This window comes from Endozoicomonas sp. PH6C (assembly GCF_059322965.1).
The window spans coordinates 6778713-6804214 of the sequence record NZ_CP185342.1 but is presented as its reverse complement, the minus strand read 5'-3'; the positions used below and the strand labels follow the sequence as shown (position 1 = coordinate 6804214).

At 48.7% G+C, this 25502-nt stretch carries 24 protein-coding genes; 17 read left to right on the top strand and 7 right to left on the bottom strand.

Annotation, left to right across the window (positions count from 1 at the left end):
• Positions 1-4: 4 nt before the first annotated feature.
• Genes ctaD through ACOMG9_RS24195 form a run of 3 tightly spaced genes read left to right on the top strand, consistent with a single transcriptional unit; the run spans position 5 to position 3082 of the window.
• Positions 5-1606, top strand: coding sequence for a cytochrome c oxidase subunit I (ctaD, locus tag ACOMG9_RS24205; protein ID WP_448215131.1), 1602 nt, complete (start codon positions 5-7; stop codon positions 1604-1606).
• The gene (locus ACOMG9_RS24200) at positions 1606-2175 is read left to right on the top strand and encodes a cytochrome c oxidase assembly protein (protein ID WP_448215132.1); all 570 of its coding nucleotides are present in this window, start codon (positions 1606-1608) and stop codon (positions 2173-2175) included. Before ctaD ends, ACOMG9_RS24200 begins: the two co-directional genes overlap by 1 nt.
• Before the next feature lie 10 nt (positions 2176-2185).
• The gene (locus tag ACOMG9_RS24195) at positions 2186-3082 is read left to right on the top strand and encodes a cytochrome c oxidase subunit 3 (protein ID WP_448215133.1); all 897 of its coding nucleotides are present in this window, start codon (positions 2186-2188) and stop codon (positions 3080-3082) included.
• Positions 3083-3132: 50 nt separating this feature from the next.
• Here ACOMG9_RS24195 and ACOMG9_RS24190 read toward each other — a convergent pair whose 3' ends face one another.
• Complete coding sequence (locus ACOMG9_RS24190) at positions 3133-3348, bottom strand: twin transmembrane helix small protein (RefSeq protein WP_422136123.1); 216 nt, start codon at positions 3346-3348, stop codon at positions 3133-3135.
• Between the two features lie 139 nt (positions 3349-3487).
• On the opposite strand from ACOMG9_RS24190, the gene ACOMG9_RS24185 reads away from it, so the two are divergent.
• From ACOMG9_RS24185 to ACOMG9_RS24145, 9 genes are all read left to right on the top strand, one after another.
• Positions 3488-4270, top strand: a complete 783-nt coding sequence (locus ACOMG9_RS24185; RefSeq protein WP_422136124.1) for an SURF1 family protein — start codon at positions 3488-3490, stop codon at positions 4268-4270.
• Complete coding sequence (locus ACOMG9_RS24180; protein WP_448215134.1) at positions 4267-5427, top strand: diacylglycerol/lipid kinase family protein; 1161 nt, start codon at positions 4267-4269, stop codon at positions 5425-5427. Before ACOMG9_RS24185 ends, ACOMG9_RS24180 begins: the two co-directional genes overlap by 4 nt.
• A 155-nt stretch (positions 5428-5582) precedes the next feature.
• Entirely contained in the window at positions 5583-6920 is a 1338-nt protein-coding gene (locus tag ACOMG9_RS24175) for a diacylglycerol/lipid kinase family protein (protein ID WP_494529545.1), read from the top strand.
• A gap of 152 nt (positions 6921-7072) precedes the next feature.
• Entirely contained in the window at positions 7073-8251 is a 1179-nt protein-coding gene (locus tag ACOMG9_RS24170; protein ID WP_448215136.1) for a diacylglycerol/lipid kinase family protein, read from the top strand.
• Positions 8252-8445: 194 nt separating this feature from the next.
• Positions 8446-9654, top strand: a complete 1209-nt coding sequence (locus ACOMG9_RS24165) for a diacylglycerol/lipid kinase family protein (protein ID WP_494529544.1) — start codon at positions 8446-8448, stop codon at positions 9652-9654.
• Positions 9655-9681: 27 nt separating this feature from the next.
• Positions 9682-10287, top strand: a complete 606-nt coding sequence (locus tag ACOMG9_RS24160; RefSeq protein WP_448215138.1) for an SCO family protein — start codon at positions 9682-9684, stop codon at positions 10285-10287.
• 16 nt (positions 10288-10303) lie between these two features.
• Positions 10304-11389: a COX15/CtaA family protein gene (locus tag ACOMG9_RS24155; RefSeq protein ID WP_448215139.1), complete on the top strand. Its 1086-nt coding sequence runs from the start codon at positions 10304-10306 to the stop codon at positions 11387-11389.
• Positions 11386-12303 carry a heme o synthase gene (gene cyoE, locus ACOMG9_RS24150; RefSeq protein ID WP_422136131.1) on the top strand — a complete coding sequence of 306 codons (918 nt, stop codon included), beginning with the start codon at positions 11386-11388 and terminating at the stop codon, positions 12301-12303. Before ACOMG9_RS24155 ends, cyoE begins: the two co-directional genes overlap by 4 nt.
• 92 nt (positions 12304-12395) lie before the next feature.
• Positions 12396-13058, top strand: coding sequence for an SCO family protein (locus tag ACOMG9_RS24145; protein ID WP_422136132.1), 663 nt, complete (start codon positions 12396-12398; stop codon positions 13056-13058).
• A gap of 49 nt (positions 13059-13107) precedes the next feature.
• Here the strand turns inward: ACOMG9_RS24145 and znuB are convergent, their stop codons facing one another.
• The 5 genes from znuB to ACOMG9_RS24120 form a co-directional block, all read right to left on the bottom strand.
• On the bottom strand, positions 13108-13890 hold the full coding sequence (gene znuB, locus ACOMG9_RS24140) for a zinc ABC transporter permease subunit ZnuB (RefSeq protein ID WP_422136133.1): 783 nt from the start codon (positions 13888-13890) through the stop codon (positions 13108-13110).
• Entirely contained in the window at positions 13883-14740 is an 858-nt protein-coding gene (gene znuC / locus ACOMG9_RS24135) for a zinc ABC transporter ATP-binding protein ZnuC (RefSeq protein WP_448215140.1), read from the bottom strand. The genes znuB and znuC overlap by 8 nt, the downstream gene beginning before the upstream one ends.
• The gene (locus ACOMG9_RS24130; RefSeq protein ID WP_422136134.1) at positions 14737-15222 is read right to left on the bottom strand and encodes a Fur family transcriptional regulator; all 486 of its coding nucleotides are present in this window, start codon (positions 15220-15222) and stop codon (positions 14737-14739) included. Before ACOMG9_RS24130 ends, znuC begins: the two co-directional genes overlap by 4 nt.
• Positions 15223-15291: 69 nt before the next feature.
• Positions 15292-16836, bottom strand: a complete 1545-nt coding sequence (locus tag ACOMG9_RS24125; protein ID WP_494529543.1) for a C2H2-type zinc finger protein — start codon at positions 16834-16836, stop codon at positions 15292-15294.
• A 268-nt stretch (positions 16837-17104) separates the two neighbouring features.
• Positions 17105-17515 (bottom strand): DUF2782 domain-containing protein, encoded by a 411-nt coding sequence (locus tag ACOMG9_RS24120; RefSeq protein ID WP_422136136.1) that lies wholly within the window; start codon positions 17513-17515, stop codon positions 17105-17107.
• Between the two features lie 158 nt (positions 17516-17673).
• Between ACOMG9_RS24120 and polA the strand changes: the two genes are divergently transcribed.
• The gene (polA, locus tag ACOMG9_RS24115) at positions 17674-20412 is read left to right on the top strand and encodes a DNA polymerase I (protein WP_448215142.1); all 2739 of its coding nucleotides are present in this window, start codon (positions 17674-17676) and stop codon (positions 20410-20412) included.
• A 743-nt stretch (positions 20413-21155) separates the two neighbouring features.
• Here polA and yihA read toward each other — a convergent pair.
• Entirely contained in the window at positions 21156-21779 is a 624-nt protein-coding gene (yihA, locus tag ACOMG9_RS24110; protein ID WP_422136138.1) for a ribosome biogenesis GTP-binding protein YihA/YsxC, read from the bottom strand.
• Positions 21780-22379: 600 nt separating this feature from the next.
• Between yihA and ACOMG9_RS24105 the strand changes: the two genes are divergently transcribed.
• The 4 genes from ACOMG9_RS24105 to ACOMG9_RS24090 all read left to right on the top strand — a co-directional run bounded on the left by ACOMG9_RS24105 (position 22380) and on the right by ACOMG9_RS24090 (position 25500).
• Complete coding sequence (locus ACOMG9_RS24105) at positions 22380-22988, top strand: c-type cytochrome (protein WP_422136139.1); 609 nt, start codon at positions 22380-22382, stop codon at positions 22986-22988.
• A gap of 318 nt (positions 22989-23306) precedes the next feature.
• Positions 23307-24002: a thiol:disulfide interchange protein DsbA/DsbL gene (locus ACOMG9_RS24100; RefSeq protein WP_448215143.1), complete on the top strand. Its 696-nt coding sequence runs from the start codon at positions 23307-23309 to the stop codon at positions 24000-24002.
• Positions 24003-24067: 65 nt separating this feature from the next.
• Positions 24068-24940 (top strand): endonuclease/exonuclease/phosphatase family protein, encoded by an 873-nt coding sequence (locus ACOMG9_RS24095; protein WP_448215144.1) that lies wholly within the window; start codon positions 24068-24070, stop codon positions 24938-24940.
• On the top strand, positions 24937-25500 hold the full coding sequence (locus ACOMG9_RS24090; protein ID WP_448215145.1) for an adenylyltransferase/cytidyltransferase family protein: 564 nt from the start codon (positions 24937-24939) through the stop codon (positions 25498-25500). Before ACOMG9_RS24095 ends, ACOMG9_RS24090 begins: the two co-directional genes overlap by 4 nt.
• Positions 25501-25502 lie beyond the last annotated feature (2 nt).

Below are 25502 nucleotides of genomic sequence, written 5' to 3'. Positions count from 1 at the left end.
AACCATGACTGCTGTGACAGACACATGCGCAAATGACAAGCCAAGCGAGCATCATGACCAACACGGTCCTGCCAGGGGATTGATGCGCTGGGTGCTAACCACGAACCATAAAGATATTGGCACCATGTATCTCTGGTTCAGTTTTATTATGTTCCTGACCGGCGGTGCTATGGCGATGGTGATCCGGGCGGAACTGTTTCAACCAGGGATGCAGATCGTAGATCCCGGCTTCTTTAACCAGATGACCACCATGCACGGTCTCATCATGGTATTCGGTGCGGTCATGCCTGCCTTTGTCGGCCTGGCTAACTGGATGATTCCATTGATGATCGGTGCGCCAGACATGGCGCTGCCAAGAATGAATAACTGGAGCTTCTGGATTCTGCCTTTTGCAGCCGTGATGCTGATCAGCACACTGTTTATGGAAGGCGGCGGTCCAAACTTTGGCTGGACATTCTACGCACCGCTGTCAACCACCTATGGACCGCCGTCAACCACCTTCTTTATCTTTGCCATCCACATGCTGGGTATCTCGTCCATCATGGGGGCGATCAATATCATCGCCACCATTCTGAACCTGCGGGCACCCGGCATGACCATGATGAAGATGCCGCTGTTTGTATGGACCTGGTTGATTACTGCGTATCTGCTGATTGCTGTTATGCCGGTACTGGCCGGTGCTGTGACTATGATGCTGATGGACATCCACTTTGGCACCAGTTTCTTTAACGCCGGCGGTGGTGGCGACCCTGTTCTGTTCCAGCATATTTTCTGGTTCTTCGGACATCCGGAGGTGTACATCATGATCCTGCCTTCCTTCGGGATTGTGTCAGCCATTCTGCCAGCATTCGCCAGAAAACCCCTCTTTGGCTATACGTCAATGGTCTATGCCACCGCAAGTATTGCTTTTCTGTCGTTTATTGTCTGGGCGCACCATATGTTTACCGTAGGTATTCCGCTGGTGGGTGAACTGTTCTTTATGTACGCCACCATGTTGATTGCTGTGCCTACCGGAGTGAAGGTCTTTAACTGGGTTACCACTATGTTCAGGGGCGCCATGACCTTTGAAACCCCCATGCTGTTCAGTATTGCTTTTGTGGTGTTGTTTACCATTGGTGGTTTCTCTGGGCTGATGCTGTCTATTGCCCCTGCTGACTTCCAGTATCACGACACCTATTTTGTCGTGGCTCACTTCCACTACGTACTGGTACCCGGTGCAATTTTTGCCATCTTTGCTGCGGTCTATTACTGGTTGCCCAAATGGACAGGTCATATGTATGACGAGACGCTGGGCAAGACGCATTTCTGGCTGTCCTTTATCGGTATGAACCTGACCTTCTTTCCGATGCACTTTATCGGGCTGGCGGGTATGCCTCGCCGTATTCCGGATTATGCCCTGCAATTTGCCGACTTCAACATGATTGCCAGTATCGGTGGCTTTATGTTTGGAACCACGCAGCTGCTGTTCCTGTTTATCGTGATCAAATGCATCAGGGGCGGCGAGAAAGCCAAGGCTCAAAGCTGGGAAGGTGCAGAAGGTCTGGAATGGAGCCTGCCTTCGCCAGCACCTTACCATACCTTCACCACACCACCGGACGTGAAGTAATGAGTGAGAAGGATGATACCCCGGCCGACCTGTCGCGGAGAACTGTCATCAAGACTGGCTTGGTGGCTGGCGGTATGTTTGGTTTCGGCTTTGCCATGGTTCCCATATACGACGTGTTTTGTAAGGTAACGGGACTCAACGGCAAAACCGATCCGAATCCATACCGCTACAATGCCGAAACGGCTGAGGTGGATACCAGCCGGAAGGTGAAAGTGCAGTTTGTGGCAACCAACAATGCTGAGATGAGCTGGGACTTCAAACCCAGCGTCACAGAGGTGGTGGTTCACCCCGGGCAGGTTGGCGAGCTGGAGTTCTTTGCCCGCAACCCGACCAGCGAACGAATGATCGGTCAGGCCATTCCCAGTGTTTCACCGTTTCAGGCTACCAACTATCTGCACAAGGTAGAGTGTTTCTGCTTCACCACCCAGACATTGGAAGCAGGCGAAGAAAAAATCATGCCGCTTAGAATTATTGTGGATCAGGCATTACCCCGGCATATCACCAAACTAACGTTGTCGTACACCTTGTTTGATGTGACGACAATGGGAGAGAGGACACTGCCGTCCTGAGGAGATTCTGATGGCTCAAGAAGGTGAAGGTACCTATTATGTTCCGGCCCAGAGCAAGTGGCCGATCATTGCCTCGATAGGTCTTTTTACCATGCTGTTGGGTGCAGGCATGATGATGAACGACATGTCTGCCGGGGTAAAAGATTCGTTTGCACATTATGTGTTTTTCGGCGGCTCCCTGATCATGGCCTACATGATCTTTGGCTGGTTCAGTAATGTCATCGAAGAGTCCCGCAAAGGTCTTTACAGTGACCAGATGAACCGCAGCTTCCGCTGGAGTATGGGCTGGTTTATCTTCTCCGAAGTCATGTTCTTTGCGGCTTTCTTCGGAACGCTCTTTTATATCCGTTACTTTGCCGTTCCCTGGCTGGCCGGCGAGGGAGACGGTGCTTCCACTCATGAACACCTCTGGCCAGAGTTTGAAGCGGACTGGCCGCTGATGACCAACCCGGATAATGAAACATTCCCGGGAGCCCGTGGGGTCATCGATCCATTCCATCTTCCTCTGCTGAACACCCTGTTACTGGTCGCTTCCAGTATTACCCTGACGATTGCACACCATGCCCTCAGAAAGGCGGAGAGAACCAAGGTGAAGGTATGGATGATTCTCACCCTGATTCTGGGTTTTACTTTCCTTTACTTTCAGGCTGAAGAATACGCTGAAGCCTACAATGAGCTTGGGTTGACCCTGAGCGCGGGTATCTATGGCTCAACGTTCTTTATTTTGACGGGTTTTCACGGGGCACACGTCACCCTGGGTGCCATAATGTTGCTGATCATGCTGATTCGTATCTATAAAGGGCATTTTGAGCCGGATAACCATTTTGCTTTTGAGGCATCCAGCTGGTATTGGCACTTTGTTGATGTGGTCTGGCTCGGCCTGTTTATCTTTGTTTATCTGATATGAGGAGAGCCCGACATTTCCGGGAAGAGGTGGAAACTAACGACTTTCGTCGTTTAGCGGTACAGCCAGGGAGCGTTACTGTGAACATCTCCAAACAGCCAGGCCACCACAATGATCAACATGATCAGGGCGGTCAGGCCAACCCGGGCGGTGAGTGAATTTACCAGTTTGGCGGAACCGCCATCACCTTTAAGTAGAAAGTACATGCCTCTGCCCAGGCAGAAGAGTACGGCAAGAAAAAGAACAACAATAATAATTTTTAACCACATATTACGCTCCCTGCTGATGCCTGAGTTGATGAAAAACGGTTTGCTTAACCGATTGTTAAATCAATCTGTGTCGCACATGTTTTTTCTTACGTTAAAGGCATTCAGATCAGAATAACAGCGGAGTTTGGTAGAGCACCCGATGTTGAAGTATAGCTATCGATCCCTTAAGAGCTATCGCGTTAAGTTGTCGCTATTGGTGTTGCTGCTTTTGCCCCTGCTGATCAAACTGGGGTTCTGGCAGATGTCCCGATACCAGGAGAAGCTTGAGCTTGAGCAGACCCTGGCAGAACGACAGACCATGCCCGCTCTCAGCCTGTCTGATATCAGCCGCTACTCTGATGCCATGTATCTGCCAATAAACGTCCGTGGTCGCTTTATTTTCGGTCGGGCTTTTTTTCTCGATAACCAGATTCACGAAGGTCGTGCCGGTTACGACCTGATCATGCCTTTTCTGGCCAATGATGGTCAGTACTTGTTGGTCAACAGAGGCTGGATACCTGCTCAATCCAGAGACAGTTTGCCGGAAATCAAGACACCTGATGGAGAACTTGAGTTAACGGGCAAACTCTATCGGTTATTGGGGAATCCGTTCACGCTGGGTGAAGATATCTGGCATGAAGAGTGGCCCAAACGTATTCAGGCCATCCACTTTGACCGAATGGGGGAAGCATTGGGGCAGACGCTACCTCTATATATTCTGAAGCTGGAACAGAATCAGCCCGGCGCTTATCTGATACGCCCCCTGACAATGAAAACTACCTCTCAGAAACATCTCGGCTACGCTATTCAATGGTTCCTGATGGCTCTGGTCCTGCTCTTTCTCTATCTCTGGCAGATGCTATGTTCAGGCTTGGGTCAAAGCCAACAAAAGCACCATAAAGAGGTGTCCGCAGCTGATGCAAAAGAGGATGATTCACTGTGATTAGCAGAATTTTTTGTTTATGTGGCCTGCTGTTTTTTATATTCCTTATTCCGGAAAATGGATTTGCAGAAATTCGCCACGCCTGTTTTATTGTTAATCCCACCAGTAATAATGGCCAGGGGGAAAAAGTCTGGGACAGTATTAAGGAAGCCCTCGACCATTACCAATACTATAAAGCAAGCGGCTCTATGGACCAGGCTGCTTCTCTGGTAGGGCCGACATATGAAGTGTCTTTTACGGAGCACCCTGGTCATGCAACGGAACTGGCACTTCGGGCATACCAGAACTGGCAGCAAGGGCAGCACGCTTATGGAGATCAGTTATTGATCGTTGCTGTTGGCGGGGATGGCACTGTCCATGAGGTGGTTCAAGGTTTAGAAAATCGTCAACAGCAAGTCGTTATAGGGGTTATACCGGCGGGTACGGGGAACGATATAGCAAGAACACTTCGTTTGGGTAATCCCATGCATGCCCTTCGGAGTCTGGTTTATGGAAGACCTACACCTTTTGGTGCCTACAAAATTGAAGGTTGTCAAAGAGGAACTTGCGAGAAGAAAACGGTTTTGGCAGTGGATGAGTTTGATCTGGGTGTGACGGCTCAGGCGACAAAAAAGAAAAACGAACACGACAGTGGCGAGCGACCAAGCCGACTGCTGAGATGCTCTCCCAGAAGAATGGTCTATACAATGTCAGCCCTCAGTTCAGCAATGAGATGGCATGCACCTACAGTCGATTGCAGTATTGATGGCGGTAGCAGCTTCAATATCCCCCTGAATCTGCTGGCAGCGGGAACTGGGCCAACGATTGGAGGTGGAGTGAGACTTTTTAATGGTATGCGTCCGAACAGTGACCAGGGACAGATGCTCTACAATCAGCGGAGGGCTCACCCGATTTCGACACTTTTTCAGATGACCATGCAGAGATTATTCAATCGGTCAGCTCTGCAACAGACTTGGTTTACTCAAATGGACATTGGGCACGGTCAGGCACCTCAGAATATTCAGGTTGACGGTGATATTTTGCTGCAAACCCCGGCACAAGTAACCTGGGTGCCAGAAGTATTCCAGTTTATGAGACCCCCTGAACCCGGTGATTTCGGTTATGAGGCAATGCGTCGTGAAGAAGAGCTGACTTTACTTGAATTTTTTAAACGTTAAGCAGGGCTTGAACATTACACGGAAAAACTTCGTCTAAGCTGTCTAATGGTTTTTAATGCTGGGTTCTATGGCAGATGGAGACATCAGTCTTCTGGAAGCTGGCAAAAACCACATAAAAAAAGTCCCGATACTTACAGAAAATAGGATGGCTCAACGTGACTGGCAGAATTTTTTATTTATATGGACTGCTGCTTTTTGTATTTCTTGTTCCGAAAAACGGATTTGCGGTGATTCCGGGAAACCCATATCCAGAGATTCCGAAAAGCATATTGGCAGATATCCGCCACGTCTGCTTTATCGTTAATCCAGCCAGTAATAATGGACAGGGTGCGAGAGTCTGGGAAAGTATTGAACAGGCTGTCAATCATTATTTCACAGCAGTAGGCTCACAGGACGAGGCTGCTGCTCAGGATCGAGCGACATTTGAAGTGTTTTTTACGGAATATGCAGGTCATGCAACGGATCTGGCAACGCAAGCTCATCAGAACTGGCAGCAGGAGCATCAGGAGCAGCGGGAGCAACAGGAGCAGGAGCTGCAGGGGGACGAGCATAAATTATTAAAGAAGAAGTTATTATATTATAAAGAAGCCGGGAGGAAGGCGTTGAAGTCCGCCTCGGCCAGGCAGTTATTAGAGAATCAGTTGTTAATTGTTGCAGTGGGTGGGGACGGCACTGTGCATGAGGTGGTTCAGGGTTTAGAAGCTCATCGACAACAAGTTATTATTGGGGTTATACCGGCGGGTACGGGAAACAATATAGCAAGATCACTTCAATTGCGTGACCCGATGCATGCCCTTCGAACACTGGTTTATGGAGCCGTTCAACCTTTAGGTGCGTATAAAATTGAAGCTTGTGAAAGAGGAAGTTGCCAGAAGAAAACGGTTCTGGCAGTCAATGAGTTTGATCTGGGAGTGACGAATCAGTTAACAAAAAGGAAAAATGATTACGGGAGCGGTGAACGATCGGGTCGACTGATGAGTTACTCACCCGGAAATATGATCTATCCACTCTCAGATCTCGCATCAGCAATGAGATGGAATACACCTATGGTCAAGTGCAGCATTAATGGGGGTAGCAGATTCCATATCCCTCTGAATATACTGGCCGGAGGGGTCACGGGGCCTATAATCGGAGGCGAATTTGGCCTTCAGGATGGTGTCAGAGCAGACAGTTCGCAGGGGGAGCTGCTTTATGGTGAGAAGTGGGATCCCCCCTTTTGGGCACTTGTTCAGGTGGCTATGCAGAGATTATTCAATTGGTCAGGCCTCAAACGGGCTCAGTTTAATCAACTGGACATTGAGCACGTGAAGGAACCACCTCCGGATATTCAGGTTGATGGTGATATTTTACTGCAAACACCGGCACGAATAACCTGGTTGCCGGGAGTGTTCCATTTTATGAGACCTCCCGTATATGGTGATTACGATTATTTTGACATGTACTTTGAAGAAGCCGAGGACGAAAGAGCGAAGAAAAAGCAGGATTCCATGTAAATTTTGAGTATTGCAGTGGGACTATTTCTCAGAAACACCTCGGCTACGTTATTCAATGGCTGGGTCTGTGTCTCCGGTAAATGCCTCTGTCGGGCCCGGACAGAGCCAACAAAAACAGTTACCCGTGACTGACAGAAAGGGGATGGTTTACTGTGAATAGTCGAGTTTATTATTCATATGTTCTGCTGCTTTTTGTATTTCTTATTCCTGTAAACGGATTTGCAGCGATTCGCCATGCCTGCTTTATCGTCAATCCTGCCAGTAATAATGGTAAAGGTTGGAGGGTTTGGGACAGAATTGAAGAAGCGGTCGACCAGCACTACACAGCAGTTGGCTCACAAGACCAGGCTGCAGCTGCGCTACAAGCGACATATAACGTTTTTTTTACAGAACATGCGGGTCATGCAACGGAACTGGCAATGCAGGCATATCTGGACTGGCAGCAGGGGCAACATGATCAGGAAGATCAGTTACTGATTGTTGCTGTTGGTGGCGATGGCACTGTCCATGAGGTGGTTCAGGGTCTTGAAGGTCAACCACAAGTTGTTATTGGTGTTATACCGGCGGGTAAGGGAAACGACATTGCGAAAACACTTCGTTTGGGTAAACCGATGCATGCCCTTCGGACATTGGTTTATGGCACTCCTATGCCTTTTGGTGCCTACAAAATTGAAGGTTGTGAAAGAGGCAGTTGCGAGAAGAAAACGGTTCTGGCAGTGAATGAGTTTGAGCTGGGTGTGATGACCCAGACGAAAAAAAAGAAAGATGAACACGACAGTGGTGAGCGACCAAGCCGACTGCTTAGATATTCACCAAGAAGTATGGCCTATCCAATGTTAGCCTTCAGTTCAGCAATGAGATGGAATACACCCAATGTCAGGTGTCGTTTTGATCGTGGAAGCTATCATGATATCCCCTTGAATTTTCTGGCAGCGGGGACAGGGCCGACGGTAGGAGGCGGACTTACCCTTTGTAACGATATGGGTCCGTCCAGATTCTTTGGAGAGCTGCTTTATAATCAGCACAGGACTCATCCTGTTTGGACACTTATTCAGATTAACATGGAGACAAGCACGCACCTCATTTGGAGACTTATCAAGATGACCATTGGGAGATTATTCCACTGGCCAGGTATGCAGCGGCTTTGCTTTACTCAACTGAATATTGAAAACGAGGTTGAGACACCTCTGTCTATTCAGGTCGATGGTGATATTTTACTGCAAACACCCGCACAAGTGACCTGGCTGAGGGGGTTGTTTCAGTTTATGAGACCTCCCGAACATGGAGAACTCGGTCATGCCCTGATGTATCTTGATGAAGTGGAGGATTAAAGAGCCAGGAAAAAGCAGGGTTCCATTTAAATTTTCAGTGTGGCTATCAGACTATTTCTCAGAAAAACCTCAGCTAAGCTATCCAATGGTTTTTAATGGCTGGGTTTGTATCTATGGCAATTGCCACCGCCAGGCCCGGATCAATGCCAACAAAAACAGGTATCCGTGACTGACAGAAAAGGGGATGGTTTACTGTGAGTAGTCGAGTTTTTTATTTATATGTCCTGCTGCTTTTTGTGTTTCTTATTCCTGTATATGGATTTGCAACGATTCGTCACGCCTGCTTTATCGTCAATCCTGCCAGTAATAATGGTAAAGGTTGGAGGGTCTGGGACAGAATTGAAGAAGCGGTCGACCAGCACTATACAGCAGTTGGCTCACAAGACCAGGCTGCAGCTGCGGTACAAGCGACATATAACGTTTTTTTTACAGAACATGCGGGTCATGCAACGGAACTGGCAATGCAGGCATATCTGGACTGGCAACAGGTGCAACACGATCAGGAAGATCAGTTATTGATTGTTGCTGTTGGTGGCGATGGCACTGTCCATGAGGTGGTTCAGGGTCTTGAAGGTAAACCACAAGTTGTTATCGGTGTTATACCGGCGGGTAAGGGAAACGACATTGCGAATACACTCCGATTGCGTGACCCGATGCATGCCCTTCGGACATTGGTATATGGCGCTCCTATGCCCTTTGGTGCCTATAAAATTGAAGGTTGTGAAGGAGGCAGCTGCGAGAAGAAAACGGTTCTGGCAGTGAGCGAGTTTGATCTGGGTATGGCGACCCAGATGAAAAAAAAGAAAGACGATCACAACAGTGGTAAACGACCAAGCCGACTGCTCAGATACTCACCCGGAAGTATGGCCTCTGCAATGTTAGCCATCAGTTCAGCGATGAGATGGAATACACCCATAGTCAGGTGCACTACTGATAATGGCAGGTTCAATATTCCATTGAATTTTCTGGCCGCGAGTACAGGGCCAACGTTCGGAGGTGGAATTGCTCTTTTTAACTATATGCTCCCGATCTGTACGCGGGGAAAGCTGCTTTACAGTCATCAGAAGACGCATCCCATTTGGACACTTATTCAGATGACTATGGAGAGATTACTCAATTGGTCAGGTCTGACTCGGACGACTATGCAGAGATTACGCAATTGGTCAGGTCAACGGGAGCTTGTTTTTACTCAATTGGGCATTCAACATCAGGATGAGACACCGCTGTCTATTCAGGTCGATGGTGATATTTCACTGCAAACACCGGCACAAATAACCTGGTTGTCGTCAGCGTTCCGGTTTATGAGACCTCCCGAATATGGAGAACTCGGTTATGCCCTCATGGACCTTGACGGAGCCGGGGATGATCCGGATTCCTTTTATATTTTGAGTGCAGAAATGTGACTATCTAATCAACTGGGTATTATAAGAATGAAAAGAGTAAAGAAAGCAAAAAGTCGCTGGCAACTGGCTCTGGTTATTCTCATGCCTTCTCTGGCAATGGGTTTGGCTTGGTACTTTTATTTCTTTGGAACACAGTTTGTGCCGGATGGTCGTACGAACAAAGGTGAACTGTTGTTACCCCCTGCCAGCTTCCAGAGTATGACGCTTGAGAAAAATAATGAAATGTTTGATCTGCAGGGGCTGGAGGGACGTTGGGGGGTTCTGGTGTTTGGTGACGATGCCTGTTCTGATCAGGCCTGTCAGGAAGCGCTCTATCAAACCCGTCAGGCGCATCTGGCGCTGGGTAGAGACAGTGACCGGGTCGTTCGGGTGTTCATTTCTTCCTCATCGAATCCTGAATTAAACAAGCGTTTACTCAGCGAACACCCTGATCTGATCTGGTTAGGCAGTCGTAAAGAATCGGTGTTGAAGGCTCTGGGTAAAAACCCGGGTGAAAAAAGAGAATGGCCAACCAATGGCTTTTACATCGTTGACCCCCTGGGGAATATCATGATGAAGTATCAGCCAGGGCAGTACGGTGGAGATTTATTAAAAGACTTAAGGAAGTTGCTTAAAGCATCAAACATCGGCTGACATTGAAAGGTGTTCTATGACGACAGCGTCTATTAAAAAAACAAGAAGCCAGACAAAACGACAGAGAACGGGTTTTTATCTCTCCCTGTTTGCAACCTTGCTGGCCGCTGTGGTTGTCGGGTTAGGGGCTTATACACGACTGGTTCACGCAGGACTGGGTTGTCCTGACTGGCCAGGTTGTTATGGCTTCCTGACAGTACCTGAAACAGCGCAGGAAATAGCCATAGCGGAAACACTCTTTCCCCATGCCCCGGTAGAGGTCGACAAAGGCTGGGCTGAAATGGTGCATCGGTATGTCGCAGGCTCCCTGCTGCTGCTGGTTTTGATGATCGCCATTCAGGCCGTCCGGAACAGGAAAGAGCCGGGACAGCCATTAAAACTGCCTTTATTGATTCTGGGGCTGATTATTCTGCAGGCGGCTTTCGGCATGTGGACTGTGACATTAAAGCTCTGGCCCCAGGTGGTGACCGCTCATCTTCTGGGTGGCTTTGCTACCTTTAGTTTGTTGTTTTTACTGACCCTTCGTTTATCCGGATTGGTTTGGCCAAAACTCCCCTCCTCTGGCCAGAGAGATCGGCTGCGAGGCTTAGCCGCTGTCGGACTGCTGGTGTTGATTTTACAGATCACACTGGGAGGCTGGACCAGCTCCAACTACGCCGCCCTGGCCTGTCCTGATTTTCCTATGTGTCAGGGGCAATGGCTGCCTGAGGCTGATTTTGCCGACGGTTTGAATGTCAGCCAGTCTATTGGTCCGAATTATCTGGGTGGAAAAATGGACTCTGAAGCCCGGACTGCTATACATCTTTTACACCGATTAGGGGCACTGGTGACTACGGTGTTTCTGCTGTTCCTTTTTGTACAGGTACTTCGATATAGTAATACACAGTTGTCTAATAACCGAAACAGCCTGAGAGTGCTGGCCACTTTGATGCTTCTGGCTCTGCTGCTACAGGTCATTTTGGGGGTCAGTAACATCCTGGGCAGCCTGCCACTTTCAGTGGCAGTGGCCCATAATCTGGGAGGTGCTGTTTTGCTGTTGACACTGGTGGCTCTCAACTTCCGTATGAACATATCTGAAGGATTCAGTGAGGTTCAATCATGAGTAAGGTCATTCAAAAGAGCAGTAGTGCATCCCTGCAGGAATCCGCTCACTGGCGTGATTATCTTGAGCTGACCAAACCCAGGGTGGTCGCCCTGATGGTTCTGACGGTAGTGATTGGTATGTGCCTGGCAACGCCGGGCATGGTGCCCCTGGATATTCTGCTGTTTGGTAATCTGGGCATTGCTCTCTCGGCCGCTTCCGCTGCGGTGATCAATCATGTGGTCGATCGACAGATTGATGCGGTTATGGCCAGAACCCACAAGAGACCGGTAGCCACAGGGCGTGTTGAGCCACTTCAGGCTTTGTTGTTTGCCTTTACTCTGGGTGTGCTGGGCATAGGGATTCTGGTGTTTCTTGTCAACCCTTTGACCGCCTGGCTGACACTGGCCTCACTGATGGGTTATGCCGTGATTTACACTCTGATTTTAAAGCGTGCTACTCCACAGAATATTGTCATTGGCGGGATTGCCGGTGCCTCCCCTCCCCTGCTGGGATGGACGGCAGTGACCGGACACTTTGAAGGACACGCCCTGCTGCTGGTCTTGATTATTTTCGCCTGGACGCCTCCTCACTTCTGGGCTTTGGCTATTCATCGCAAAGCTGAATATGCCAGGGCGGACATTCCCATGTTGCCGGTGACTCATGGAGAGGCATACACCAAACTGCATATTTTGCTGTATACAGTGATCATGATTCTGGTCAGTGTTCTGCCTTTCCTGACCGGCATGAGTGGTACTGTTTATCTGGCGGGTGCATTGATTCTCGGGGGGCGCTTTCTTTACTGGGCTATTGCTCTGTTGCGAGAAAGCAGGCCCCATGCCGCCATCAAGACGTTCAAGTATTCCATTACCTATTTGATGTTGCTCTTCGTGGTATTGCTGGTGGATCATTACACGTTCTATTTGTGGCTTTAACAGGCATAGGCTTGAAAGCAGCCACAGTTTTTTTCGAGCTGTATACGAGCCGAGGGCTTTTTTTATGAGCTTAGGGCTCCAGAGGATTGTCCATGGAATCTGGGATCAGAAACAACGTGAATAAAACAGTATTGATTCTGGTGGCCATTGTTGCGGTCATTATGGGTCTGACGTTCTACAAGTACACAAACAAGCCATCGTTGACACTGGAAGAGTTACAGCGAATGGGTACAGTGGTTTTCGACAAGCCACGCACCTTTGAAATGAAGGGTATGGTGGATAACAAGGGGCAACCTTTTACCCAAGCCAATCTCGAAGGCAAATGGTCCCTGGTGTACTTTGGTTACACCTTCTGTCCGGACATCTGCCCTACTACGCTGGGTCAGTTGAACCAGATGGATAAGCTGTTGAAGAACGATAACCCTGAAATGGCAAAGAAAATGCATTATTTCATGGTGACAGTAGATCCACGCAGGGACACAGTAGAGAAGCTTAATGGCTATGTCCCACATTTTAACCCTGATTTTGTGGGTGTGACGGGCTCCCAGAAAGCTATCCATAACCTGGCCGTGCAAATGAACATCCCCTACACACCGGTCATCGATCCGGAAGATGAATACTATCTGGTGGATCATGGCGCTAACCTGGTCATCATCAATCCAAAGGGGGACTACCACGGCTTTATCCGCCCGCCTCTGGATTCAGAAAAACTGACACGGGTAATGGTGGGTGTTGATGAGCTGTACCAGGAATAACTCTGTTATCGGTTATCAAGCTTCCGGGCCAGGAGGACTGGCCCATCGGTCAGCTGCGTTTGAAACTCAGACCCAAAACAAAAATCAGGAAGCTACAGACGACAACGGAAGGTCCTGACGGTGTATCCAGTTGCCAGGATGCAGTCAGTCCTCCTGCCACGCTCAGCAAGCCTATGATGCCAGCAATAATAGCCATCTGTTCCGGTGTTCGGGAAAACCTCTGGGCTGTTGCGGCCGGGATAATCATCAGTGAAGTGATCAAAAGCACACCAACAATTTTCATGGCCACAGCAATCACAAGGGCCATCAGTAAGGTCAGAATCAGTTTGGTTCTTCGCACCGGAAAACCTTCAACCTGGGCCAACTCTGCATGAATAGTCATGGCCAGAAGAGGTCGCCACAGCAGGGCCAGAGTGATGAGAACCAGTGCGCCGCCGCCGTATATCCAGAACAGGTCTGTGGGCGAGGTCGCCAGAATGTCTCCAAACAGGTAGGACATCATGTCGATCCGGACGTTCTCGGAAAAACTGATCGCAACAAGACCCAGAGAAAGGCTGCTATGGGCAAGAATCCCCAGGAGTGTATCGGACGCCATTTTTTGTTGTTCCTGCAGCGAGACCAGGAGAACCGCAAGAAACAGCGAGCACACTACAATGGCCAGATTAAGATCAACATCGAGCAGCAGCCCCAGGGCTACGCCCAGAAGTGCCGAATGAGAGAGGGTATCGCCAAAGTAGGCCATCTTTCTCCAGACGACAAAACAACCCAGAGGCCCTGCCACTATAGCAACCCCTGATCCTGCCAGCAGTGCGGTAAGGAGCAGTTCAGACATGAGTGCTCCCGGTGTTTTTCTTGTGAATGATATGACCATCAACAGTATGTTCGTGGTCATGGTGGTGGGCGTAAACAGCCAGTTCCTCGGACTCTCCACCAAAAAGTTTCAGATAGGCCGGGTGTTGACGAACCTGATGAGGGTGACCTGAGCAACAGAGGTGCTGGTTAAGGCAAATGACCCGATCTGTTGAGGCCATCACAAGATGAAGGTCATGGGAGACCATTAAGACAGAGCAGCCGTCTTTCAGCTCAGGGTTATTGCCATTTCTGAGTTCGGTGATCAGGTGATAAAGCTCTTTCTGACCATTGACGTCTACTCCCTGAACCGGCTCATCGAGCACCAGAAGATGAGGTTTGTTGAGCAGTGCCCGGGCTAACAATGTTCTCTGAAGCTCTCCGCCTGAAAGCGAATGAACCGGTGAGTTGATGACGTGGGTTACTCCGGTTCTTGCCAGTGCCGAACGAATCTGTTTTCCTGATTGTCCGGTCAGAGAAAGAAAGCGTTTAACGCTCAGGGGCATGCTTTCGTCAACATGTAATTTTTGTGGCATATAGCCGATACGCAGGCCTTCTTTCATGGTCCGGCTACCGGAATCAGGTGTCTGCAGGCCCAGAACAACTCTGACCAGTGTCGTTTTACCGGCCCCGTTCGGTCCTATCAGGGTCACGATTTCACCCGCTTTTACGTCCAGAGAAATATCGGAAACGACTTCTCGTTCCCGAAACGCAACATGGATGTTGTTCAATCTGATTAACGTCTCTTCAGACATAGGTGTATTCAGATCCTTTGTGGTTACTGTTTTATGGCCAGACGTTTTTTTACAGGCAGAGGCTTGGTCTGAACTCATAATGACTCTTGGAATTTCTGGCAGCTTGAGCACAAACCTGTGAGTTCAATCGCAGTGTCAACGATCTTGAATCCCTGATCAGAGGCACAGGAGCTAATCGACTGGTTAATGGCCTGATGATCGATTTCCTGTGTCACGCGGCACTTCTCGCAGATAAGAAAACAGCTGTTATGTTTTATGCCGGGATGCGGGCAGCCAATAAAAGCGTTAAGAGAGGAGAGACGGTGAACCAGGCCCTGCTCCAACAAGAAGTCCAGGGCGCGATAAACCGTGGGGGGTTGAGCTACCCGCTCTTCCTGCTTCGTCAGTTGGGCAAGAATCTCATAGGCTCCAACGGGTTGATGGCTCTGCCAGACCAGTTCCAGTACTTTCTCACGGAGATGGGTCAGCCTGACTCCCCTCTGTTGACAGAGTATACGAGCCTCCTGCAAGGCTTCTGATATACACACATGATGGTCGTGATGCTGGTGGACACTGATCATGATAATGAAAGGTAGCTGGTGAACGATGTTATATTATAACCAAACTTCTATCCATAATCGAAAGAGTATTCATTTCGAACCGGGCGGGAGGTCAATTTCGTCAGAGCTGACGGGCTGATTCTGATTTTCAATTCTCTGGCGTTTGCGTTTTGGCTCCTCGCTATGCATCCTGCGACCGTGGGCATTAAGGCTGGCAGAAGAAGCAAACCGGCGATTACAGTCTGGTTTGTCACAGGCATAGGGCTTTTCCATAGTATGTTTACTGCGAGTGTGGGTATCACGCTCGGTTGCAGTAACGAACTGGCGATCACAGTCTTGCTCGCTACAGGCATAAGGCTTTTCACTGGCATGCACCCTGAAAATGTGGGCATCACGGTCGCAAATAAAAGCGAATCGACGATCACAGCCTGGATCGATGCAGGCATGGGGCTTTTCCCTATTATGCATTCTGCGAAAGTGCATGTTGCAGTCGGAATTGGAAATGAACCGGCGATCACAGTTTGGATTGCTGCAGGCATAGGGTTTTTCCATAGTATGCATCCTGCGAATATGTCTATCACGCTCCGTTGCAGAAGCGAACCGGTGATTACAGTCTGGATAGGTGCAGAGATGAGGCTTTTCCCTGGCATGTATCCTACGAATGTGGGCATTGCGGTCGGAAATAACAGCGAACCGGCGATTACAGTAAGGATCGGTGCAGGCATGAGGCTTTTCCCTGCCATGTATCCTGCGAGCGTGGGCATTTCGGTTGGAAACAGAAGTGAACCGGCGATTGCAGTCTGGAGCGATGCAGGTATGGGGCTTTGCTGTTTCTGAGGCGGCTTCGGGGAAATTGGCTTTTGTAGGGGTATCAAAGTAGAATTCGGGGTGCTCACAAAATGATTCACCACAAGTACGGCAAGGCTCGATATTTTCATGATGGTTTTCTTCTGTCTCCGCGTTTTCTGATGTGTCTTCGCTCGTGCCTTCATCCTCATTTTCCTGATTCTTGGTATTCTCAGGACTTGATTGGCCTTCATTGCCTGTCGCTCCTTCACTGTTTCCATCACCGGGCGAGGCTCTGCTTATTTGGCTTTGATCATCGGAACAGCGCGGCAGGCAGTAGCGGGTATCAGGCTTTAAGGGTGTCTCCTCGTGAGCTGGCTCTTCATATCGAATATTTGCATCATTGGAGTCATCAGGCTCATTCCCACTCTCTTCAAAGACATACCACTCGATAGTTTCATCCTCTCCGTCCTGTTTACCCTCACGTACCTGCCCATCTGTGCATTCCCAATAGCTGCGAAATAACTTCGGCCATCTGCCCTGTTTGTAAGCTTCAGTCCCCGAGTCAAACTCAGGGAATACACTCTGCCCGGCAAGGGACACTGAAGTTGATGATGGGAGTGATGCGTTGAATTTCAGTTGTGAAATACTCTGGGGAGATAGTCCGAGCTTGATGCTTTTGGTGGGCTGGGGCCGGACACGGGCTGGATCCTTGTTCCCGAAACACAGCTGTTCTCCCTGGATTTTCGTAGTTATGCAATGTGTGTCAGGGAATGGAAGGACATTCGCTTCTTTGAGGTATATTGCTTGCGTGGATGTGACCTCAACAAAAAGTTGTTGGGTGGTCAAAAGTGTTCTCCCGTGCGCCATAAAAAAGGCAAGATATTCGTCCATGCTGTAGCAATTTGAGCTGACTTTGCTGAAGGCCGCGATCCAAATCAGCAAGAATTTTTTTACAGCTTGCAATGTTCGAGTTTTCCTTTGAATGTAAGTTGAAAACTCAGGTTAGACAATCTTGGTGATAGTGAGGCGTTTTAAGCAGAAATCATTGCAAAATCGTGAACAGGTAGCAGCCTGACGGGAATCCCGCACCCACTGAGAGTAAAGGCTTAGCCATCTACTCCCATTTAAAAATAGTCCAGGATGGAATCAGCATTTCGGGTTTGGTGGGATCTATAAAGTTACCCATATGATCCGCTGCGACCAGATAGTAAGGTTCGCCAAACTCGGGGGTGACATGGATCCCGTAAAGAAAGCCATTAATTCGGTATTCCTTTATGATTCCTTGGCTGCCGGGACGAATGACTACGGTAGTGTCATCCCTTTGCTCAAGATCTTCCGGACGCAGGTTTTTAGGAATTTTTTCAAAATCTTCCTTGCTGATCGTTGTCGATTCAGGTTGAACGACTTTGGGAGGCTTTTCCAGAGCAGCTTCTGTCGGGTTGGATGACGGTGGAGAGTTGGCGCAGCCGAGAAGAAATAAAGACATGATTGCAGCAAAAGCCATTGAACCTGTTACTGATTTCATAGCATGCCCCAAGTAATAACCATGTGTCCGTTTGCAAAAAGAGATTAAAATAGCAGTCTACTCCAATATTTGGGAGGCTGTAGCCGATGGTGTTCAGTTATATAAATGTCTGAATGCTACTTTTGCGACAGTCTCTTTAACCAGAGATCAATTCAGCAATGTCAGACCAAGCCAATCCGCCCCTTGTGCTCGTAGATGGATCTTCTTACCTCTATCGGGCTTTCCATGCTTCAGAACGAGCGAACCTGAGAACATCAGACGGTCGTCCAACAGGTGCTATCCGTGTGATGACGAACATGCTGAAGAGTCTGCTTAAGGAGTATCCGGGCAGTCCTGTAGCGGTCGTCTTTGATGCCAAGGGGAAAAACTTCCGGCATGATCTGTACGAGGAGTACAAGGCAACCCGCAAGCCTATGCCGGACGATCTGCGCTCACAGGTCCAACCGATTCACGAAATGGTTCGAGCCCTGGGTATGCCGTTGTTGATGATTGAGGGTGTGGAAGCAGACGATGTCATTGGCACTCTGGCAAGAGAAGCCACTGAGAAAAAAATTGCTACCGTCATCTCAACCGGTGACAAGGATATTGCGCAATTGGTTTCTGAGCATGTCACTTTGATCGACACCATGAACGATACCCGTACTGATCTGGATGGCGTTGTGGACAAGTTTGGTATTCCAGCGCACCTGATTATTGATTATCTCGCCCTGATGGGAGACTCCAGTGACAATATTCCCGGCATGCCAGGGGTTGGTCAGAAAACCGCTTTGGCTCTGTTACAGGGGATTGGCAGTATTGACGAGATTGCCAAACGTCTGGATGAAGTCCCTGCCCTGGGCTTCAGGGGCAGCAAAAATTTTGCTCCCAAGTTTGAAGAGCACCAGGATATTGTGCGGCTTTCCCGGGATCTGGCCACTATCAAAACCGATGTCCAGCTGCCTGTTGCAATTGAGGACCTGAAAGCGGAACCGGTAGATAAAAATGCTTTGCTGACTCTCTATAAAGAGTATGAATTCCGTTCCATGATCGCTGAACTGGAAAAAGACATGGACGGAGGCGTAGAAACTGGGTCGGCCAAGCCAGCTGTACACGCTGAATATGAGACGGTTCTCGATCAAGAGACTTTTGGCCGCTGGCAGAAAATATTGAATGACTCGGAGCTGTTTTCTTTTGATACCGAAACCACCAGTCTGAATTATATGGAAGCAGAACTGGTTGGACTCTCTTTTGCTGTAGAAGCGGGTAAGGCCGCCTACGTTCCGGTGGCCCACGACTATGTTGGCGCACCCGGTCAGCTGGATAGAAACTGGGTGCTGGAGCAGCTAAAACCGCTACTGGAGAATCCTGAAAAGAAAAAAGTAGGCCAGAACCTGAAATACGATAAAAGTGTGCTGGCTAACTATGATATCAGTCTGGAAGGTATCCATTGGGATACCATGCTTGAGTCCTATGTGCTGAACTCAACCGCTACCCGCCATGATATGGATAGCCTGGCTCAGAAGTACCTCGACCATCAATGCATCTCTTTTGAAGAGATTGCAGGCAAAGGTAAAAAGCAGCTCACTTTCAACCAGATTGATCTTGAAATAGCGGCGCCCTACGCGGCGGAAGATGCCGACATTACCCTGAGACTGCATGAAACGATTGCCCCTCAACTGGAGCATGAGCCGTCTCTGTACTCTGTATTTCGTGATATAGAAATGCCCCTGGTAGCTGTTATGTCGCGGATGGAAAGGCAGGGAGCCCGAGTTAATGGCCACCTGCTGGCGCAGCAGAGTATGGAGATTGGCGAGCGTCTACATGAGCTTGAAAAGCAGGCTCATGATGCAGCGGGAGAGCCTTTCAACCTGGCGTCTCCCAAACAATTGCAGGCGATTCTGTTTGAGAAGCTGGGTCTGCCGGTCATCAAGAAAACACCGAAGGGGCAAGCTTCCACCGCTGAAGAAGTGCTTCAGGAGCTGGCACTGGATTATCCCCTGCCAAAACTTCTGATTGAACATCGTGGCCTTAGCAAGTTGAAGTCGACTTACACCGACAAGCTGCCCCAGATGATCAATCCGGCCACTGGGCGAATTCATACTTCTTATCATCAGGCGGTGACAGCAACCGGTCGTTTGTCCTCCTCTGATCCTAACCTTCAGAACATTCCTATTCGTACCGAGGAAGGACGCAAGGTTCGCCAGGCCTTTGTCGCTCCTGAAGGCTATCAATTGATTGCTGCTGACTACTCACAGATAGAGCTGAGAATCATGGCTCATCTTTCTGATGACGCCGGTTTGTTGGAAGCCTTTGCGCAGGGTCTGGATATTCACAAAGCCACAGCTGCGGAAGTCTTCGGCGTTGCGCTGGATGAGGTCACTTCAGAGCAGCGCAGAAGTGCCAAGGCGATTAATTTTGGTCTAATCTACGGAATGTCTTCTTTCGGACTGGCCAAACAGTTGGGTATTTCCAGAAAGTCAGCACAAGAGTACATCAACCTTTATTTCGATCGTTACCCTGGTGTGCTTCATTACATGGACCGAACCAGAGAGTCTGCCAAAGAAAAAGGGTATGTTGAGACCTTGTTTGGACGCAGGCTCTACCTTCCCGAAATCAATGCTCGCAATGGTATGCGTCGTCAGGCAGCGGAGCGGACTGCGATCAACGCCCCCATGCAGGGAACAGCGGCAGATATCATAAAAAGAGCGATGGCTCATGTGGATCAGTGGCTTTCAGAGAGTGAATTGGATGCCAGAATGGTTATGCAAGTCCACGATGAGCTGGTGCTGGAAGTAGCAGAGGATCAGCTGGAGATCGTAAAAGCCGGTGTTGTGGAAAAAATGTCCCAGGCTGCAGACCTGAAGGTTCCCCTGGTGGTAGAAGCGGGCTCCGGATACAACTGGGATGAAGCTCACTGATGCATCAATGAGGGTAATGTTTCCACGAAAGATTTGAAGATGTGAAAAAAATATTATTTTTTTTCACATCTTCGGGAACTTTTTTGAATTTTGATTGTCTCAGTATATGTAGGGAGGCGAAAAGCCTTTCTGCAAACTCCTTGTGTGTTTAGTGTTGGCAATAAAAGCAACGCTGTGTTTCCCGACACAGTCTGCGAGGAACCGGTTACCTCCCCCCTTGGTAGCCGGTTTTTTTTTCCTGATGACCTGTCAGAAAAAAAATCAAAAATATTTTCATCTATCGGGAACTTTTTAAAAATTCAGTTGTCAAAAGTTGTATAGCGAGGCAAAACCTTGTTACCAAGTCCTTGTGTGTATGTTGTGTGTGTGTTGTGTGTGTTTTGTGTGTTGTGTGTGTTTTGTGTGTTTTGTGTGTTTTGTGTGTGTTGTGTGTATGTTGTGTATGTTGTGTGTGTTTAGTGTTGGTATTTAAAGCAGTGCTGTGTTCCCCGACTAAGCCTGCAATGAACCAGTTACCGCCCCCCCCTTTGGTAACTGGTTTTTTTTTGCCTCGAAGAGCGTCAGGCATTGGACGAGTCTCGTTTGGAAGCTGGATTTACAACTGTAAGGTTTCTGTTCGGGTCGATAGTCCGATGTGAGAGAAATTCCCCTCCCTTTTCTCTCACTGCAATCTGTGTGTTTGATCTCTCCTTGTCAAGGAGCTTGGCGCTCCAGCCATCTTCCCCCGTTGGCTGGAGCTTTTTTTATTCCAGCGCTTCGTCATCCAACAGCAACCAGGTATCCAGACGTTGTGCCAGTTGATCAACACCGGTTTTCTTAAGGGCAGAAAAAAGTTGTATCGAAATTTGCGGATATTCCGAGAGTTCTCTTTTCAGGTTGTTCAGGGCCTGTTTTGCGACACCGGACTTCAATTTGTCACTTTTGGTTAAAAGAATATGCAGTGGCATTCTGGATTCAATGCTCCACTGGAGCATCATTCGGTCAAATTCCTTCAGAGAGTGGCGGATATCAACCAACAGTACGAGACCCACCAGAGATTCCCGGTTGGTTAAATAATCATCAAGATGTTTTTGCCATTCGATTTTCACAGCTTCCGGTACTTTGGCGTAGCCGTAACCGGGAAGATCAACCAGATGGATGCTCTCTTCGATATTGAAGTAGTTGATCAGTTGGGTGCGCCCGGGAGTTTTACTGGTACGGGCAATTTTTGAGCCCGTCAGGGTATTCAGCGCACTGGATTTACCTGCATTGGAGCGACCAGCAAAGGCAACTTCCCTGCCATTGTCGGGCGGGCACAGTTTCAGCTTGGGAGCGCTGGTCAGAAATTTGGCCTTGCGATAATTTAAACCGGTTCTGGTTTCACTCATGTGTCAGACCTGTCAGGTAGCTCCCCAGGAGCCTGACCGAGAATAGACTGCCCTACTGCGGCGGCAGCAAATTGGTCTGAAAATCCGCTTTTGTTCGTCAAATAGCTCGCTATTCTCCTCACAAAACCGAATTTTCATCCTCAATTTTCTGCCGTCCTCGCTACGGGCGCTAGTCTCGGTCAGGCTCCTGGTCCGGGAGTTTCGCTATAGAAATGAAAAGTTGGCGCAATTTTGCTTGACTTGTGGGGCAAATGGAATAGCCGCGAAGTATTTGCCGACAATTGGCAACCGCTGGTCGCAGGCTAAATGCCCCCAAAAAAAACAGTTTGTCTGAACACTGGCGAATTTACTGGGCTCAACGACCTATCGGAAAATAGCATTAAGGTATATAATGGCCATCGTTTTGAGGCATATGCAGCCATTTTAATCCAGCTTTTTCAGAATAGAGGCCGAGCACAGGTCGAAAAAAGTAGCTGAATAAAGAGGATGTTTGTAAAGACAGAGGGGTCTCCGCCTTTACAATCAGACGCTGAGCAGCTGACTGGAAGGGTTGGGATAATAACAGTCACTCATGGCAAGTGCCGTAGCTGGGTCAGGTTAATGAAAAAAGTTATTTTCGGTCTGGTAGTGTCCTTGGGGGTATCAGGTGTGGCATTTGCGAAGGGGGATGCAAATGCTGGAAAAGCCAAAGTGGCAACCTGTACCGCCTGCCATGGAGCAACAGGTGTAAGCCTGGCGCCCAATTTCCCCAATCTGGCAGGACAGGGCGAACGCTATCTGGTTAAACAGATTTCAGACATTAAAGCCGGTAACCGGAATGTTCCGGAAATGGCGCCTTTTGTAGGGCAGCTTACAGAACAGGATATCGAAGATATTGCTGCTTTCTATGCGAGCCAGCCTGCGCCAAAGGGGATAGCCGATCCTCAACAGGTGGGGCTGGGTGAACAGCTGTACCGCTTTGGTGATCAGAAGAAAGGCATTCCTGCTTGTGCAGCCTGTCATTCTCCAACGGGTCAGGGTAATTCCCTGGCAGGCTTCCCGAAAATCAGTGGTCAACACGCTCAATACACCGCCAAGCAGTTGCGTGATTTCCGAGAAGGTGAGCGTGTTAATGACGGTGATACCAAAGTGATGAGAAGCATCGCTGAAAAACTGAGCAACAAAGAAGTAGACGCTCTGTCGAGTTACATCAGTGGTCTGCGGCAATAGCGGCGGCTGGTTGAGCAGAACTGATGTCTGGCGATTCAGCCGTAAGCACAAAAAACGGTTTGCAATGATAAGTTGTAAACCGTTTTTTTATGATTGGAAGAAAGGTAGAAAAATTTTTCTTTGTATGGGCTTTTTAACGTAAAAAATTTTTTATCAATAGTCCGACATTCAACAAGAATTTGCCTTGAAAATACCTTATCTTTCCTGATCGATACGATAGGATAACAGAGAGGGTTACCTCTGCTTGGACTCACTGCCCAGACTTCTGTTAACTTGTCACTCTGATAGATCATTATAAAAGCCTTGGAGTGTTTTTAGATGCCAAAACAACTGAAATTTTTATGGTTGGCTCTGGTTTTGCCATTAATGGCGCAGGCTGCTGTGCAAGACAAATATAAGGAAGGTCAGGACTATCGGGTACTGCCTGATCCGGTTCAGACTTCAGTGAAGAAAGGCCAGATCGAAGTGGCTGAAGTCTTCTGGTATGGCTGCCCACACTGCTACACTCTGGAACCCATTGTTGAGCGTTGGAAGCCTTCTCTGGAAAAAGACACCCGCGTTCTTCGTACGCCCGGTTTCTTTGGTCCAAACATCTGGAAAACCCATGCCCAGCTTTACTACACCTTGGAAACCATGATACCTGAAGAGAAAAAACTGAACGAGATACACAAAAGTATTTTTGTTGAAATCCAGAATAGAAATAATCGTCTTGGCGACGTAAAAACTATGGGTAATTTTCTTCAGGAGCGCTACGGCATTAATTCCAAGCAGTTTGCAAGCTTCTATAATTCCTTCGGAGTTCTGAACCTGATGAATCAGGGGGGGGCAAAAATCAGAGGTTATCATCTCAATGGTGTTCCAGCTTTGGTAGTCGATGGCCGATATGTAATTGAGCCCAGAGTTGGGTTGGAAAACATGCCCGTTATTGCTGACTTCCTGATCAAGAAAGTGCGTGATGAGCGTGCAGCCCAGCTGAAGCCTAAGGTTAAGGAAGAGTCAAAGGCAAAAAGCTGAACATTTTGACCTCTTCGACAAAATGGATGCCGGGCTGACCAGCATCCAGAATTCAGGTTTAACTGATGCCGATTAGAGCTTTCAAGGGGGCCTTGTCTTCTCGCTTGAAGAGGGACAGAGCTCCGGGATCTGTTCACTGCAGTGAGCTGGTCTATAACCCCCGATCACAAAAGCCCGGACACATTCGTCTACTGAGTTTTAATATCCAGGTAGGCATCAACACCCAGCAATTTCGTCACTATCTGACTCGCAGCTGGCAACATCTGTTGCCTCATTCCAGACGCGCAAGAACACTGGATCAGATTGCTGCCGCCCTCCCTGATTTTGATCTGGTAGCTCTTCAGGAAGCCGATGGTGGCAGCCTCAGAAGTGGCTTTATCAATCAAACCGAATACCTTGCCCTGAAATGCCAGTTTCCCTATTGGTATCACCAGTTGAATCGGAATCTCGGAAAACTGGCGCAGCACAGTAACGGATTGCTGAGCCGATACAAACCCATCATTCTTGAGGATCATAAACTGCCAGGATTGATTCCCGGACGGGGAGCTATCGTTGCCCAGTTTGGTGACCAGGGGGATCCTTTAGTTGTGGCGATGATGCATCTGGCTCTCAGCCAGAGGGCCAGAAATAATCAGCTTTCTTATATCAGGGATCTGGTCAGAACTTACAATCATGTGATCCTGATGGGCGATATGAATACCCACGCTGAACAACTGCTAAACAACTCACCCCTGAAAGATACTGACTTGCAGGCTGTTCACTCAGAACTGAACACTTTTCCCAGCTGGCGTCCCAGTCGTTCACTGGATCATATTCTGGTCAGTCCTTCCCTGACAGTGCATCAGGTCGGTGTACTGAATCTGCCAATTTCAGATCATCTGCCCATCGCAGTCGAAGTGGAAGTACCGAAGAGTGTCATTTTGGAAACAACATCATGACCGCCAGGAAAATAGGAGTTTTGGGTTCTGCTTTTAATCCGCCGACGTTGGGGCATCTGGATGTATTGGAACAGGCCCGACAGCAGTTTGACCTGATATTGCTGGTGCCCAATGCTGCCCACGCTTTTTCCAAGTCGATGTTACCGTTTCATCATCGGGTGGCCATGTGCCAGCAGCTGGTGAATGCGGTACAACTGCCTCAATGTCAGATAGAAGTCTCAGACATTGAGCAGAAAATGCTGGCAGATAATCCCGAAAAACCGGTATATACCTTTGATTTGTTGGAACTCCTGGAGCAGAAATACCCCGGGGATCAGCTGGGTTTTATCAGAGGGCCCGATAATGCCGATCCCCGGATCTGGAAACGCTTCTATCGGTCTGAAGAGATTGAACAACGCTGGCAGGTCTTTACTGCACTGGAACGACAGAATATTCGAAGCACTCAGGTAAGAGAGCTGTTAGTTTCAGGAAGTTCTGACGATAACAACAAGGAAGCCGTGGCTGCTTTGCTCTTGCCTTCGGTTCATGATTACATTCTTCAGCATCATTTATATCAATAAGG